This is a genomic window from Stenotrophomonas lactitubi (genome assembly GCF_002803515.1).
Lineage (GTDB): Bacteria > Pseudomonadota > Gammaproteobacteria > Xanthomonadales > Xanthomonadaceae > Stenotrophomonas > Stenotrophomonas lactitubi.
This window is the reverse complement of record NZ_PHQX01000001.1, coordinates 3,104,862-3,119,963: the sequence shown is the minus strand read 5'-3', so window position 1 is coordinate 3,119,963 and position 15,102 is coordinate 3,104,862. Positions and strand designations below refer to the sequence as shown.

Here is a 15,102-nt window from a genome sequence, read left to right as displayed (position 1 = left end):
CATGACGACTGCCTGAATCCCGGGCAACCTGATAACCGCCGGTACTGGCGTCATCGCCAGGGGCTCTCAGTGGCGGTCGAAGGCTGGCCTATGGTGGGCGTTTCCCCGGATGGAGCCTGGCGCAATGAGCGATCCGCAGTGGCAACTGGAAACCCTGGCCGTGCACGGCGGTTATCGTCCCGACCCGACCACCCGCGCGGTGGCGGTGCCGATCTACCAGACCGTGGCCTACGCATTCGATGACACCCAGCACGGGGCGGACCTGTTCGACCTGAAGGTGCAGGGCAACATCTATACGCGCATCATGAACCCCACCACCGACGTGCTGGAGCAGCGCGTGGCGGCGCTGGAAGGGGGCATCGGCGCGTTGGCACTGGCCTCCGGACAGGCGGCGATCACCTATGCGATCCAGACCATCGCCGAGGCCGGTGACAACATCGTTGCCGCCAGCGCGCTGTATGGCGGCAGCCTCAATCTGCTGGCCCACACACTGCCGCAGTACGGCATCCAGACGCGTTTTGCCGATCCGGCTGACCCATCTGCGTTCGCAGCCCTGATCGACGAGCGCACCAAGGCGGTGTTCGTTGAATCGATCGGCAACCCGCGCGGCAACGTCACCGACATCGCCGCCATCGCCGAGGTCGCGCATGCGGCGGGCGTGCCGCTGATCGTCGACAACACCGTGGCCACGCCGTTCCTGCTGCGCCCGTTCGAACATGGCGCCGACATCGTGGTGCACTCGCTGACCAAGTACCTCGGCGGCCACGGCACCAGTCTGGGCGGGGCGATCGTCGATTCGGGCCGTTTCGACTGGACGGCACAGCCGCAACGCTTTGCCCGCTTGAACCAGCCCGACCCGAGCTATCACGGTGTGGTCTACACCGAAGCGCTCGGCGCGGCGGCCTACATCGGCCGTGCGCGGGTAGTGCCGTTGCGCAATACCGGTGCCGCGTTGTCACCGTTCAATGCCTTCCTGATCCTGCAGGGCATCGAGACCCTGGCCCTGCGCATGGAGCGGATCAACGCCAATGCGCTGGCCGTGGCGGAGTACCTGCGCGCGCATCCGAAGGTGGCCTGGGTGCGCTATGCCGGGTTGCCCGAAGATCCCGAACACGCGGCGGCGCAGCGCTATCTGGGCGGCCACGGCTCCGGCGTGCTGACCTTCGGCCTGCCCGGCGGGCGCGTTGCCGGCGCGCGTTTCCTTGATGCACTGAAGCTGTTCACCCGGCTGGTGAACCTGGGGGATGCGAAGTCGCTGGCCACCCATCCAGCGTCGACCACCCATCGCCAGCTGGATGCGGCCGAGCTCGCCAGGGCCGGGGTCAGCGAGGACACCGTGCGCCTGTCGATCGGCATCGAGCACATCGGCGACCTGCGCGCTGACCTGGAGCAGGCGTTGGCTGACGCCTGATAGCTGGCGGCTTGGTCGTCATCGCCATAGGCGATCACCATCGCTGCAGGAACGCGCTACGGTAGAGATGCTCTCCAAGGGCGTGGCGATATCATCCCCGGCCGATGCGGGTCGGCCGGGGATTTTTTTGGGCGCAACCAACCCCGGTAGATCCACGCCATGCGTGGATGAATCTCAATCGAAATCGAATTCTTCGACGAGTGAACGAAGAACATCCACGCATGGCGTGGATCGACGTGTCGACCAAGGTCGACACCCACCAAGAGCAGGTCATGCCACCCCGCCAACCCACAGGAAACCCGCTTTTGCTGTTGCTTCGGCTGTTAGGTTGCCGGCCAGCGGCCGGCACTACCGCGGGTGCAGGGCGCAGCCCTGCCGCACACCCCTCACACCACCGGAATGCTGTGCTGCCCAAGACTGCGATACGGCGGGGTCGCCATCACCATTTCCGCCAGCGAGTAAGCCAGCTCGCGCTCGGCCATCACCGTACCGTCGGCACCATGTTCAAGCAGATGCTTCACTTCGGCATCGCTGTGCGCGCGCGCCAGCAGGGTCAGGTTGGGGTTGATCGCACGCAGCTTGGCCAGGGTCTCACCGGCTTCCAGTGGCTGCGGGATCGCCAGCACCGCGATCTTGGCGCGCTCGGGATGGGCCTCGGCCAGCACCTTGTCCGAAGCGGCGCTGCCGCGGATGCCGGGCAGGCCGGCCGCATGCGCCTCGGCCACGTGTTCCTTGTTGTCGTCGATGATCATCACCGGCACGCCACGGTCGCGCAGCACCTGTGCCAGCGCGCTGCCGACGCGGCCGTAGCCGATGACGATGGCATGGTCGTGCAGGTCCAGCGACGGTCCGGGCGGCAGCTCGGTCTCCACCGCGGTGGGCGTGGTTTCCTGGTGCTTCAGCAGCCAGCGGTCGAGCAGACCGAACACCAGCGGATTGAGCATGATCGAGATCAGCGCGCCGGCCAGCACCAGGGCCTGGCCGGTGGGCGGCAGGATCTTCAGGGTCACGCCGAGGCCGGCGATGATGAAGGCGAACTCGCCGATCTGCGCCAGGCTGGCCGAGATCGTCAACGCGGTGCCGGTGGGATGGCCGAACGCGCGCACGATGAAGAACGCCGCCGCCGATTTGCCGAACATGATGATGCCGGCAGTAGCCAGCACCTGCCACGGGTGCTCGATCAGGATGCCGGGATTGAACAGCATGCCCACCGAGACGAAGAACAGCACCGCGAATGCATCACGCAGCGGCAGTGAATCGCTGGCCGCCTTGTGGCTGAGTTCGGATTCATTGAGCAGCATGCCGGCGAAGAACGCGCCCAGCGCGAACGATACGCCGAACAGCATCGCCGAGCCGAACGCCACGCCCAGCGCGATCGCCAGCACCGACAGGGTGAACAGTTCGCGCGAGCCGGTACCGGCGATGCGCTCCAGGATCCACGGAATGACCCGGCGGCCGACCACCAGCATCACCGCCACGAACAGGCCCAGCTGCACGAACGTCCAGCCGATGCTGGCCAGCACGCTGCCGATGGTGTGGTGTTCATTGGCCGCGTCGGGCCCGAACACGCCGGCCATCACCGGCATCATCACCAGTGCCAGCACACAGGCCAGGTCTTCGACGATCAGCCAGCCGACTGCGATCTTGCCGCGTTGGGTTTCCAGCAGGCGGCGCTCTTCCATCGCGCGCAGCAGCACCACGGTACTGGCCGTGGCCAGCGCGAAACCGAACACCACGCCATGGATGACCGGCCAGCCCATCAATGCCGCCAGGCCCCAGCCGAGCAGGGTCGCGACCAGGATCTGGCCGATGGCACCGGGAATGGCGATGGCCTTGACCGCCATCAGGTCCTTCAGCGAGAAATGCAGGCCGACGCCGAACATCAGCAGCATCACGCCCAGCTCGGCCAGCTGGTTGGCCAATGCCTGGTCGGCGACGAAGCCCGGAGTGAACGGGCCGACGCAGATGCCAGCAACCAGGTAACCGACCAGAGGAGACAAGCGCAGCTTGTTGGCCAGCGCGCCGAAGATGAAGGCGAGCCCGAGACCAACGGCAACGATGTTGATCAGGTCGGTGTCATGGTGCATCGGCTCTCGCAGGAAACAGGGGGGGTACCCCGATTTTCACCGATGCGGCCAGATACGGCAAACCCGCAGTCCACGATCCGTGCCTGCGGGTTTGCCCACGCGTCGTTGCCGGCCAGCGGCCGGCACTACCAGAGCAGCCACCGGGCAGGGCCCGGCACGCCCGTTACCGCTTACCAGTTGTACTTGATCCGCCCGTACACATACGCGCCATTGAAGCCGAACGGCGAGTAGTTGCTGTACGGCAGCATGCCGAAGGTCGAGTTCTGCAGATCCTCGGTGCGGTCCGGGTACTCGTTCAGCAGGTTGTCGGCGCCCACCGTCAGCGTCCAGTTCGCGCTCGGCTTGTAGCTGGCCGAAGCATCCAGCACCCACTTGTCGCCGTAGGTCTGGTCACGCGCGGCCGTGGCCGAGTTGCGCACGGTGAACTTGCCGTAGCGGGTCGCTGCCAGGCCCAGCTCCCAGTGGTCCGAACGCCAGGTGCCGCTGAGGATGGTCTTGTCGTGCGGGTAGCTGTCTTCGATGCGGCCGATCTCATCGCGGCCGATCAGCGACTGGGTCAGGCCCAGCGTGCCGAACACCGCCGGCGTGCCGCCCACGCGCTGCACTTCGGTGTCGTTGTAGCTGTACGCCGCGGTCAGTTCCAGGCTGCTGGCGCTGAACGGCACGGTGTAGCTGGACACGAAGTCAACGCCGCGGGTGCGGGTGTCCAGGCCATTGGTGAAGTACGAGAACGCGGTCACCTGCGGCAGGCCCAGCCCGGACAGCAGCGCACTGGAGGCGGCGTTGGTGGTGATGCTGGACGACAGCGCGATGCGGTTGTCGATGTCGATCTGGTACGCATCGACGGTGACGTACAGGCGGTCGATTGGCTGCAGCACCAGGCCCAGGCTGTAGGAGGTGGAGGTCTCGGCCTTCAGCGGCGAAGCGCCCAGCGCCTGTGCGGCCTGGCTGGTGGTCGGGAAGGTGCCGCGTTCGACGAATACGCCGTTGGTGAACTGGCTGGTCACCGCCTGGTAGCCCTGCTGCGGCAGCGACGGCGCGCGGAAGCCGCTGGAGGCGGTGGCCCGCAGCGCGACCTTGTCGGTGAACGCGTAGCGCGCCGACAGCTTGCCGGAGAAGCGGTCGCCGAAGTCCGAGTAATCCTCGTAGCGGCCGGTGATGCCGGCCGAGAACTTCTCGGTCAGGTCCGCTTCCAGGCCCGCATAGACCGCGTAGTTGTGGCGGTCGGTGTGCACTTCGTTGGTCGGGGTGAAGCCGGCGAAGCCCTGCGCGCCGGTGCCGGTGTAGGAGTTCAGTTCACCCGGGTTCTGGTCCCACTTCTCGCGACGGTACTCACCGCCGAAGGACAGCGTGACCGGATAGGCCAGGCCCCAGTCCAGCGACTTGGTCAGGTCGGCGTTGAAGATGTCCTGCTGGTACTTCAGCGTACCGTCGTAGAACGAACGCGGGCTGGTGGCGCCCAGGCTGTAGTTGATGCTGTTGCGGGTGTGGAAATCCAGAGTGTTCTCGCCGTGGTTCAGGCTCAGGTCCCAGGTCCAGCCGTTGTCGGTGTTGCCTTTGACGCCGGCCACCAGCGAGCGGTCCTTGGAGTACTGGTTGATCTGCGGCACGTAGCCGTCCGGGTAGGTCTGCGCCAGCAGCGCGCTCTGCCCACTGTGGTTGCGCGAACGGTAGAACGCGAACGAGGTGATGTCGCGGTTGCTGAGCAGCGCGCTGGCATAGCCGGTCACGTGGTCGCTGAAGTCATAGCTGGCATTGACCGATGCAGCGGTGGCGTCCACCTTCGGGTCGCCGACAATGAAGGTGGTCTGGCCAACGCTGGGGAAGTTGCCGGTGTTCGGCGTGGTGCCACGGTACGGGCCGGCGCGGTCGCTCTCGTCCTGCTGGCTGATCTGGCCGGCCACGTGCACGCGGCCACGGCCGTTGCCGAACTCAACGCCGGTATCGCCGGACAGCTGGTACTTGTTGCCGTCGCCGGCCGAATACTGGCCGTAGTCGACAGCCAGGCTACCGCCACTGCCGCTGCCCTTCAGCACGATGTTGATGACGCCGGCAATGGCATCCGAACCGTACTGTGCGGAGGCGCCGTCACGCAGCACCTCGACGCGCTCGATGGCGGCGATCGGGATCGCGTTGATATCCACCGCCGACGAACCACGGCCGATGCTGCCGTTGACGTTGATCATCGCCGAGGTGTGGCGGCGCTTGCCGTTGACCAGCACCAGCACCTGGTCCGGCGACAGGCCGCGCAGCTGTGCCGGGCGCACACCGCTGGTGCCGTCGGTCAGTGCCGGGCGCGGGAAATTCAGCGACGGCAGCGCGCGCGACAGCGCGGTGGCCAGCTCACCGGTACCGGTGGACTGCAGGATCTCGGGGGTGATGATGTCGATCGGCGACTGCGATTCGGCGACCGTGCGGTCGGCCACGCGTGTGCCGGTGACGATCACCGTATCCAGGGTGTTGGCGGCGGTGCCGGCCTGCTGGGCGGCGGCAACGAACGGAGAACCACCGAGTGCGACAGCGACGGCGGCGGCGATCAGGCTGGTCTTGCGGGTCATCGGGAGGGGGCTCCGGTTGGCGGGATGGCACCGGAATCGACATCACGGGGGTGAGCGGACGACGGTTGTTGCGGTGCGCAATACAGGAATTAACGGGATATTCAGTGCCTGTCAAATGCCGGTCATCAGAAAAAACGTTGCAGCAGCAACCATTTAGCTGCGACAGGCAGTGACGGGGGGAGGGGCCCGGGAGGCGCGCGGACAGGACGTGGGAGAGAGGAACGTCGCCCGCCGCGCATCCCGGGGCGCGTCAAGTATTCGTTAACGTTAGAATTGCGTCGCAGGAACAGTGCTTACCAGCACATTCCATTCGGTTATATGGACGCCTCCCCCCATGATTTCGCTTCGTAATTTCGCCTTGCGCCGCGGCGAGCGGCTGCTGTTGTCCAATGTCGACCTGACTCTGCATGCCGGTTACCGGGTAGGCGTGGTCGGCCGCAACGGTGCTGGCAAGTCCAGCCTGTTCGCGGCGGTGAAGGGCGAGCTGGAGGCCGACAAGGGTGACGTCGACCTGCCGGGCAAGATCCGCATCGCCAGCGTCGCCCAGGAAACCCCGTCGCTGCCGGACCCGGCGCTGAGCTTCGTGCTGGGCGGTGACGTCGAGGTGGCAGCGGTGCTGGCCGCCGAGGCCGAAGCCACCGCCCGTGAAGACTGGGAAGCGGTGGCCGAGGCGCATACGCGCATGGCCGAGCTGAACGCCTACGACGCCGAAGCGCGCGCCGGCAAGCTGCTGCATGGCCTGGGTTTCCCGGCCGAAACGCACCACCGCGCGGTGTCCTCGTTCTCCGGCGGCTGGCGCGTGCGCCTGAACCTGGCCCGCGCGCTGATGATGCCCAGCGACCTGCTGCTGCTCGACGAACCGACCAACCACCTGGATCTGGACGCGGTGTACTGGCTGGAACAGTGGCTGCTGAAGTACCCGGGCACCCTGCTGCTGATCTCGCATGACCGCGAGTTCCTCGACAACGTGGCCACCCACACCCTGCACCTGCACGGTGGCGGCGCCAAGCTGTACCCGGGCGGCTATACCGACTTCGAGCGCCAGCGCGCCGAACAGCTGCGTCAGCAGCAGATCGCGCACGAGAAGGAACAGGCCGAGCGCGCCCATCTGCAGAGCTTCATCGACCGCTTCAAGGCCCAGGCCAGCAAGGCCGCGCAGGCACAGAGCCGGATGAAGCGCCTGGCCAAGCTGGCCGGTACCGAGGCAGTGCGCGCCGAGCGCGAGTTCCGCATCGAGTTTGCGCCGCCGGCCAAATTGCCGTTCTCGCTGATCCGCCTGAACCACGTCGAGGCCGGCTACGGCAGTGACTCGGTGATCCTGCACAACGTGGGCTTTGGCCTTGAAGCGGGCCAGCGCATCGGTCTGCTGGGTCCCAACGGCGCCGGTAAAACAACGCTGGTGAAGACCCTGGTGGGCGAGCTGGCACCGATCGCCGGCGAGCGCGCCGCGCACCCGGACCTGCGCATCGGCTACTTCGCCCAGCACACGGTCGAGTCGCTGCATGAAGGCCAGTCGCCGATGGAACACTTCCGCGACCTGGCCCCGGATGCACCGAACCAGTCGTTCCGCGACTTCCTCGGCAAGTGGAATTTCCCGGGCGACCGTGCCTTTGAACCGGTGGACGGCTTCTCCGGCGGCGAGCGCGCGCGCTTGGCGTTGGCGCTGATCGCCTACCAGCAGCCGAACGTGCTGCTGCTCGACGAACCGACCAACCACTTGGATCTGGAAATGCGCGAAGCGCTGGCTGAAGCACTGGCCGATTTCGACGGCGCGATCGTGATGGTTTCGCATGATCGCCATCTGATCGGCCTGGTCTGCGACACCTTCTGGCGCGTGGCCGATGGCGTGGTCGAACCGTTCGACGGCGACCTCGACGCGTACGCTGCCTGGCTGCGCACGCGCCCGCAGGCGCAGGGCACCAAGGTACGCATGGAGCAGGTGGAGGAGCCGGCGGTGGTCAAGACCGCACCGGTCGCGCAGATGGTGCAGAAGAAGCCGGTCAACCCGCACAAACTGGCCAGTGCCGAAGCCAAGGTCGCCGAGCTGGAAGGCGTGCTGGCCGAACTGGACCGGCAGCTTGCTGACTCGAGCAACTATGCCGATGCCACGCGCATGGCGGTGCTCGGCCGCGACCGCGAAGCCACCGCCGCGCAGCTGGAAAAGGCCGAAGCGGCCTGGATGGAACTGCTGGAGTCCTGATTCCATCGGTAGCGCCGGGCCATGCCCGGCGGCTTTTCCCATCCGCTGCGCTCGCCGGGCATGGCCCGGCGCTACCCGCGGCGCGCGTGTTTCATCCCTGCGCCTGCAGCCATTCGCGGAACCGCTTGGCCGGTTCCCGCTCTGCGCGTGAGCGCAGCCGGGTCAGCCAGTAGCGGCCCAGTTCCAGCGTGGTAGCAAACGGTTGCAGCAGCCGGCCCTCGGCCAGGTCCGCCTCGAACATGCGCAATGGCAGCAAGGCCACGCCTGCGCCACCAGCGGCAGCCACGGCCAGCGTCAACGACGAATCGAACACCGGACCGCGTGCTTCCACGCCGTTGGCTCCGGCCATCTGCAGCCACCGTGGCCATTCGTCGCTGCGGTACGAACGCAGCAGCGGCAAGGTCGCCAGGTCGCGCGGATGCTTCAGCCGCCGTGCCAGCGCCGGTGCACACAAGGGTGCGAACGGCGCGTCCAGGATCGCCGTGCAGGTCTGCCCCTGCCAGTCGCCATCACCGAAACGGATCGCCAGGTCCAGGCCTTCCCCGGCCAGATCGATGCGGTTGTTGTGGGTCTGCAGCCGCAGCTCGATATCCGGGTGCGCGGCGTCGAACGCGGCCAGCCGCGGCAGCAGCCAGCCGGTGGCGAAGGTACCGACCACGCCGATCGTCAGCACTTCCCGTGCCGGGCCGCCGGTGTAGCGGGCGATGCTTGCTGAAATGCGTTCGAAGGATTCATTCAGCACCGGGTACAGCGCTGCTCCTTCCTCGGTCAGTGCCACGCCGCGGGGCAGGCGATGGAACAGGCGGACGCCCAGACGGTCTTCCAGCCCGCGTATCTGGTGGCTCAGCGCTGCCTGGCTGACACAGAGTTCCAGAGCAGCCCGGGTGAAGTTCTGGTGCCGGGCAGCGGCTTCGAAGGCGCGCAGCGCATTCAGCGGCAGGGTGGGGTGGAGCATGCGTGAGCCGTGAGCCGGAATGATGGCTGATCGTATCTGGTTGGCGGGTGTCTTTGAAATGGCGGCAGAATATCTGCGCTATACATGAATTAAATTAATGTCTCCTCCTGAAAATCCGCGCTGGTAGCCAGCGTTGATGGCCTCCGATAATCGGAATTCGCCCAGGAGAACCCGAATGCTCGCTCGTCGCCGATTCCTGCAGTTCAGTGGCGCTGCCGCCGCTTCCGCGCTCGCGGCACCGCTGCTCGCCCGTGCCGCCACAACAACCATGGCCGCTGCGCCAACCCCTGCCGCCATCGCCGCCGCCAGCGATTTCGCCGCGCTGGAAAAGGCGTGCAGCGGTCGACTCGGCGTGACCCTGCTCGACACCGGCAGCGGTCGCCGCCTCGGCCATCGCCAGGACGAACGCTTCCCACTCTGCAGCACCTTCAAGAGCGTGCTGGCCGCTACGGTGCTCAAGCAGGCCGAGCGTGATCCGGCACTGCTGGACCAGCGCCTGCCGGTACGGGCACAGGACATTCTCGAGCACGCGCCGGTCACCCGCCGCCATGTCGGCAAGGACCTGACCGTGCGTGACCTGTGCCGGGCCACGCTGATCACCAGCGACAACACCGCCGCCAATCTGTTGTTCGCCGCGATCGGCGGGCCGCCGGCAGTGACCGCGTTCCTGCGCGCCAGCGGCGATACGATCACCCGCAGTGATCGCCTGGAGCCGGAGCTGAACAGCTTCGCCATCGACGATCCACGCGACACCACCACCCCGGCGGCCATCGCTGCGACGCTGCAGCGGCTGGTGCTGGGCGATGCACTCAAGCCGGCCTCACGCCAGCAGCTGGCCGACTGGCTGATCGACAACGAAACCGGCGATGCCTGCCTTCGTGCAGGCCTGGGCAAGCGCTGGCGGGTGGGCGACAAGACCGGCAGCAATGGTGAAGACGCCCGCAACGACATCGCCGTGTTGTGGCCGGTGCAGGGTGGTTCGCCCTGGATCGTGACGGCCTATCTGCAGGCGGGCGCGCTCAGCTTCGAACAGCGCGCGGCGGTGCTTGCGCAGGTCGGTCGCATCGCCGACGGGCTGATCGCCTGACCGCAGCGGCTGTGCATGGATGTCGCAGGGCAGGGGCTGATTTTCAGCAGTGTTCTACTTGTCCCATCGCGCGCAGGCGTGCATCCTGCGCGCCTTCGATCCACATGGAAGTCGCCGATGAGTCATGAACTGGTCTACCTGCTGCTGATCTTCGCGCTGCTGGTGATCCCGCGCGCGCTGCAGCGGTTCAGCCTGCCCGCGCCCCTGACCTGCCTGCTGTTCGGCATCATCGGCATGCTCTGGCTGGGCGACCAGGCGCACGACGCGGTCATCGGACTGCTGGCCACGCTGGGCATCTCTTCGCTGTTCCTGTTCGCCGGCCTGGAAGTGGACCTGCAGGCCCTGCGCCGCGGCATGTGGCCGCTGCTGGCGCATCTGCTCATCCGCAGTGCGACCCTGTTCGGCGTCGGTTGGCTGGCCTGGCGTTACGCCGGTCTGCCATGGCAGGCGGCAGGGCTGCTGGCGCTGGCGCTGCTGACCCCGTCCACCGGCTTCATCATGGATTCGCTGTCGCGGCTGGGGCTGAGCGAGGACGAACGGTTCTGGGTCACCAGCAAGGCCATTGCCGGTGAACTGCTGGCCCTGGCGGCGTTGTTCATCGTGCTGCAGGCGGGGGATCCGGCGCACATGGCGCTGTCCAGCACGGCGCTGCTGGCGATGATGGTCGGCCTGCCGCTGGTGTTCATCGCGCTCGGTCGCTGGGTCGCACCGCATGCGCCGGGCTCGGAATTCTCGCTGCTGGTGATGGTCGGCATGGTAGCGGCGTACATCACCTACCTGCTGGGCGTGTACTACCTGGTCGGCGCCTTCATCGCCGGCCTGGTCGCGCGCCTGCTGCACCAGCGCATGCCGCTGCTGGCCTCGCACGAAAACCTGCATGCGCTGCGTCTGTTCGCCTCGTTCTTCGTGCCGTTCTATTTCTTCAACGCCGGCACCAAGGTACCCAGCGAAGCGCTGAGCTGGGAAGCGCTGGGGCTGGGCATCGTCATCACCCTGGTGGTGCTGCCGCTGCGCATCGCGGTGGTCTGGCTGCAGCGCCGCGTGATGTTCGGCGAAAGCTTCCGCAGCAGCCTGCGTGTGTCGCTGGCGCTGGCACCGACGTTGATCTTCACCCTGGTGCTGGCCGCGATCATGCGCGATCGCTTCCAGATTCCGGCGGTGCTGTTCGGCGCGTTGCTGCTGTACGCCGCATTGACCACGCTGCTGCCCTCGCTGGTGTTCCGCACGCCGTTCGATGTCGACCCGGTCGAGCAGGAGCCGGCAGGGCAGGGCGAAGATGCGCCGGTGGCGGCGACCGAAGTGGTTGCGGCCGCCCCTGCAGCCGAGCGCTGAGGCAGATCCAGGAAGTGCGGTTTGCGCGCATCGGCCATGGCCGTTAGGGTTGGGGCATGAAACCGATCGCCGCTGTTGCTTCCGCCATCGCCCTGCTCGGCCTCGCCGCCTGCTCGCAGCCATCGCATACGGTCAACCACGATCTGGCGACCGCACCGGCCGGTGCCTTCATGGCCGCCATCGCAGCCCATTGCGGCCAGGCCTACGAGGGCAAGGTGGTGGAAGACACGCCGGCGCCCACCGGCAACGATCCCTTTGCCGGGCAGAAGCTGGTGATGCATGTGCGTGGCTGTGCCGACCCGGGGCATGAGCTGCGCATCCCGTTCCACGTGGGCGATGACCATTCGCGCACCTGGGTATTGACCCGCACCGAGCACGGCGTGCGCCTGAAGCACGACCACCGCCATGCCGATGGCAGCCCCGATGCGATCACCCTGTACGGTGGCGACAGCAAGCCGCCGGGCACCGCCGAACGCCAGCAGTTCCCCGCCGATGGCGAATCGGTGGCGATGTTCCGTCGTGCCGACATGCTGGCTTCAACCCACAACACCTGGGCGATGGAGATCGAGCCGGACCAGCGCTTCGTCTACGAGCTGACCCGTCCGGAGGGCCGTCGATTCCGGGTCCAGTTCGACCTCAGCAAGCCGGTCGCACTGCCGCCCGCCCCCTGGGGGGATCAGGCTTCGCCGGCACCCTGATTGCGGGGTCGGATCCCTCCTGTGGAGGGCTCCGACCACAGCATTGCACGCATCCAAGGGGCAGAGCCCTGGCCGTCGGCCAGGGATGCGACCCTGCCCTCAACGCGTGCCGAAGCGCGCCCGGCAGCCATTGCTGACCCACACGTTGCCGCGCGAGTAGCCCCAGGTCCGGCCTTCCTGGCAGGCACTTCCGGACAGCTGCTGCTGCAGCACCGGCCGGCCCTGGCGTTCATCCCAGTTGCAGCTCTGCTGGCGGTTGTTGTTGCTGCTGCAGGTCACGCTGTAGTTGCTGTTGCCGCCACCCCAGCCGCCGCCATTGCCCCCACCATTGCCGCCGCCCCAGCCACCGCGGGCTTCTGCGAACTCGGCGCGGCAGCCGCGGTTGACCCAGATGGCGCCATTGCGCACGCCCCAGTTCTGGCCTTCCACGCATTGGGTGCCGGATATCTGCCGGACCACGCGCGCGTTGCGCCAGCCGACCGGGCAGCTGCGTTCGCGGTTGTCCTGGCTTTCGCAGCGCACGGTGCCGCCGTTGCCGTTGCCGCCTCCCCAACCGCCACCGTTGCCGCCACCCCAGCCACCTCGTCCCTGGGTGAATTCGGCGCGGCAGCCGTTGTTGACCCAGATGCTGCCATTGCGGGTGCCCCAGGTGCGGCCCTCCACGCAGGCCGAGCCGGACAGTTGGCGGACCAGCTGCGCGTCGCGCCAGCCGGTGTTGCAGACACGTTCGCGGTTGTTCTGGCTCTCGCAGCGAACCACCCCGTCCTGCGCGGCGGCAGGGGCGGAGGGCAGGGCGAGCGCGGTAAAGGTACCGAGGATCACGGCCAGGCTGGCCAGGGACTGCGGTTTCATGGCGACATCCCCATACGGGAGTAGGTGCGCGACTATAAGGACGGGGGCGATCAAGCCCGCGTGACCGTCTGCATTTGCCCCGGCCGGGGCCTCGGCCGCAGAATAAGAGGCTTTCCGGCCCCCATCAGGCGCCGGCGTTCTCCAGCGGAGCTTTCCCCCCATGCGTACCCACTTCTGCGGCCTGGTCGATGAGACCCTGATTGGCCAGACTGTCACCCTCGCCGGCTGGACCGACGTGGCCCGTAACCAGGGCGGCGTCTGCTTCATCGATCTCCGCGATCATGAAGGCATCGTGCAGGTGACGGTGGAGCTTGACAACGCCGAAGTGTTCGCCGTGGCCGCCAGCCTGGGCTATGAGGACGTGCTGCAGGTGGAAGGTGTTGTGCGCGCCCGCCACGCGGTCAACGACAAGCTGCGCACCGGCAAGGTGGAAGTGATCGCCACCGCCATCACCGTGCTGAACAAGGCCGCACCGCTGCCGTTCCACGCGCATGAGAACCCGGGCGAAGAAACCCGCCTGAAGTACCGCTACCTGGACCTGCGCCGTCCGGAAATGCAGCGCATGCAGCGCACCCGCATCAAGCTGGTGCAGGCCCTGCGCCGCCACCTGGACGAAAAGGGTTTCCAGGACATCGAAACCCCGATCCTGACCAAGGCCACCCCGGAAGGCGCACGCGACTTCCTGGTGCCGGCGCGCATGCATCCGGGCGAGTTCTACGCCCTGCCGCAGAGCCCGCAGCTGTTCAAGCAGATCCTGATGGTGGCCGGCTTCGACCGCTACTACCAGATCGCGCGCTGCTTCCGCGACGAGGCCCTGCGCGCCGACCGCCAGCTGGAATTCACCCAGCTGGACATGGAGTTCGCCTTCGTCCGCGAGCGCGACGTGCAGGATTTCGTCGAAGACATGATCCGCGGCATCTTCAAGGAAGTGGTCGACGTCGAACTGGAGGCCAGCTTCCCGCGCATGACCTGGGCCGAGGCGATGCGTCGCTACGGTTCGGACAAGCCGGACCTGCGCATCGCGCTGGAACTGGTGGACGTGGCCGAACTGGTCAAGACCAGCGAATTCCCGGTGTTCACCGCTGCTGCCAACGATGCCGATGGCCGCGTCGCCGCGCTGCGCATCCCGGGTGGTGCCAGCCTGTCGCGCAAGCAGATCGATGAGTACGCCGCGCACGCCGCCAAGTACGGCGCGAAGGGCCTGGCCTACATCAAGGTGGGCGAGAACGGTGAAATCAGCTCGCCGATCCAGAAGTTCTTCAGCGAAGAAGGCTTCGCCGCGCTGGTGGCCCACGTCGGCGCCGGCAACGGCGACATCGTGTTCTTCGGTGCCGGCGGCTACAACAAGGTGTCCGACTTCATGGGCGCGCTGCGCCTGAAGGCCGGCAAGGACTTCGGTCTGGTCGCCGACAGCTGGGCGCCGCTGTGGGTCACCGACTTCCCGATGTTCGAGTGGGACGAGGAAGCGCAGCGCTACGTCGCCCTGCATCACCCCTTCACCGCGCCGGCCGTGGACGACATCGCCGATCTGCGCGCGCACGCCAAGACTGCCGTTTCGCGCGGCTACGACATGGTGCTCAACGGCAATGAAATCGGCGGCGGTTCGATCCGTATCCACCGCCCCGACATGCAGAGCGCGGTGTTCGAGCTGCTCGGCATCGGTGCCGAAGAAGCCCGTGCCAAGTTCGGCTTCCTGCTCGACGCGCTGAACTACGGCGCGCCGCCGCACGGTGGCATCGCCTTCGGTATCGACCGTATCGCCGCGCTGATGGCCGGCACCGAGTCGATCCGCGACGTCATCCCGTTCCCGAAGACCACCGGTGCACAGGATCTGATGACCGACGCGCCGTCGCCGATCGTCGACGAGCAGCTGGCCGAAGTGCACATCCAGGTTCGCCCCAAGAAAAACTGATCAGGAGATC

The 15,102-nt window shown here is 66.9% G+C and carries 10 protein-coding genes; 6 read left to right on the top strand and 4 right to left on the bottom strand.

Annotated elements, in window-relative coordinates:
* Positions 1 to 124 precede the first annotated feature (124 nt).
* Complete coding sequence (locus CR156_RS14655) at positions 125 to 1,411, top strand: O-acetylhomoserine aminocarboxypropyltransferase/cysteine synthase family protein (RefSeq protein WP_100553361.1); 1,287 nt, start codon at positions 125 to 127, stop codon at positions 1,409 to 1,411.
* Between the two features lie 386 nt (positions 1,412 to 1,797).
* On the opposite strand, the gene ybaL is transcribed toward CR156_RS14655, so the two are convergent.
* Together ybaL and CR156_RS14640 are read right to left on the bottom strand one after the other, a co-directional pair.
* Positions 1,798 to 3,498, bottom strand: coding sequence for a YbaL family putative K(+) efflux transporter (gene ybaL, locus CR156_RS14645; protein ID WP_099820893.1), 1,701 nt, complete (start codon positions 3,496 to 3,498; stop codon positions 1,798 to 1,800).
* A gap of 170 nt (positions 3,499 to 3,668) precedes the next feature.
* Positions 3,669 to 6,056, bottom strand: coding sequence for a TonB-dependent receptor plug domain-containing protein (locus CR156_RS14640; protein ID WP_100553359.1), 2,388 nt, complete (start codon positions 6,054 to 6,056; stop codon positions 3,669 to 3,671).
* A 334-nt stretch (positions 6,057 to 6,390) separates the two neighbouring features.
* Between CR156_RS14640 and CR156_RS14635 the strand changes: the two genes are divergently transcribed.
* Positions 6,391 to 8,256: an ABC-F family ATP-binding cassette domain-containing protein gene (locus tag CR156_RS14635; RefSeq protein ID WP_100553358.1), complete on the top strand. Its 1,866-nt coding sequence runs from the start codon at positions 6,391 to 6,393 to the stop codon at positions 8,254 to 8,256.
* A gap of 91 nt (positions 8,257 to 8,347) precedes the next feature.
* Here the strand turns inward: CR156_RS14635 and ampR are convergent, their stop codons facing one another.
* On the bottom strand, positions 8,348 to 9,211 hold the full coding sequence (ampR, locus tag CR156_RS14630; RefSeq protein WP_100553357.1) for a LysR family transcriptional regulator AmpR: 864 nt from the start codon (positions 9,209 to 9,211) through the stop codon (positions 8,348 to 8,350).
* A 175-nt stretch (positions 9,212 to 9,386) separates the two neighbouring features.
* Between ampR and blaL2 the strand changes: the two genes are divergently transcribed.
* The 3 genes from blaL2 (at position 9,387) to CR156_RS14615 (ending at position 12,328) form a co-directional block, all read left to right on the top strand.
* Complete coding sequence (gene blaL2 / locus CR156_RS14625) at positions 9,387 to 10,298, top strand: L2 family extended-spectrum class A beta-lactamase (RefSeq protein ID WP_100553356.1); 912 nt, start codon at positions 9,387 to 9,389, stop codon at positions 10,296 to 10,298.
* A 117-nt stretch (positions 10,299 to 10,415) separates the two neighbouring features.
* The gene (locus tag CR156_RS14620) at positions 10,416 to 11,630 is read left to right on the top strand and encodes a cation:proton antiporter (RefSeq protein ID WP_100553355.1); all 1,215 of its coding nucleotides are present in this window, start codon (positions 10,416 to 10,418) and stop codon (positions 11,628 to 11,630) included.
* Positions 11,631 to 11,686: 56 nt separating this feature from the next.
* Positions 11,687 to 12,328 (top strand): hypothetical protein, encoded by a 642-nt coding sequence (locus tag CR156_RS14615; protein WP_100553354.1) that lies wholly within the window; start codon positions 11,687 to 11,689, stop codon positions 12,326 to 12,328.
* Positions 12,329 to 12,427: 99 nt separating this feature from the next.
* Here the strand turns inward: CR156_RS14615 and CR156_RS14610 are convergent, their stop codons facing one another.
* A complete protein-coding gene (locus tag CR156_RS14610) occupies positions 12,428 to 13,180 on the bottom strand; it encodes a DUF3011 domain-containing protein (RefSeq protein ID WP_100553353.1) in 753 nt (250 codons plus the stop codon).
* A gap of 160 nt (positions 13,181 to 13,340) precedes the next feature.
* Here CR156_RS14610 and aspS point away from each other — a divergent pair, with 160 nt between their 5' ends.
* Positions 13,341 to 15,092, top strand: a complete 1,752-nt coding sequence (gene aspS / locus CR156_RS14605; protein WP_089236568.1) for an aspartate--tRNA ligase — start codon at positions 13,341 to 13,343, stop codon at positions 15,090 to 15,092.
* Positions 15,093 to 15,102: the final 10 nt, after the last annotated feature.

Bases quoted from the DNA above. Each gene is read 5' to 3' on its own strand.
- CR156_RS14640 (WP_100553359.1), bottom strand. From the start codon at position 6,056: ATGACCCGCAAGACCAGCCTGATCGCCGCCGCCGTCGCTGTCGCACTC.
- aspS (WP_089236568.1), top strand. From the start codon at position 13,341: ATGCGTACCCACTTCTGCGGCCTGGTCGATGAGACCCTGATTGGCCAG.
- CR156_RS14620 (WP_100553355.1), top strand. From the start codon at position 10,416: ATGAGTCATGAACTGGTCTACCTGCTGCTGATCTTCGCGCTGCTGGTG.
- CR156_RS14615 (WP_100553354.1), top strand. From the start codon at position 11,687: ATGAAACCGATCGCCGCTGTTGCTTCCGCCATCGCCCTGCTCGGCCTC.
- CR156_RS14655 (WP_100553361.1), top strand. From the start codon at position 125: ATGAGCGATCCGCAGTGGCAACTGGAAACCCTGGCCGTGCACGGCGGT.
- CR156_RS14610 (WP_100553353.1), bottom strand. From the start codon at position 13,180: ATGAAACCGCAGTCCCTGGCCAGCCTGGCCGTGATCCTCGGTACCTTT.
- ybaL (WP_099820893.1), bottom strand. From the start codon at position 3,498: ATGCACCATGACACCGACCTGATCAACATCGTTGCCGTTGGTCTCGGG.
- blaL2 (WP_100553356.1), top strand. From the start codon at position 9,387: ATGCTCGCTCGTCGCCGATTCCTGCAGTTCAGTGGCGCTGCCGCCGCT.
- ampR (WP_100553357.1), bottom strand. From the start codon at position 9,211: ATGCTCCACCCCACCCTGCCGCTGAATGCGCTGCGCGCCTTCGAAGCC.
- CR156_RS14635 (WP_100553358.1), top strand. From the start codon at position 6,391: ATGATTTCGCTTCGTAATTTCGCCTTGCGCCGCGGCGAGCGGCTGCTG.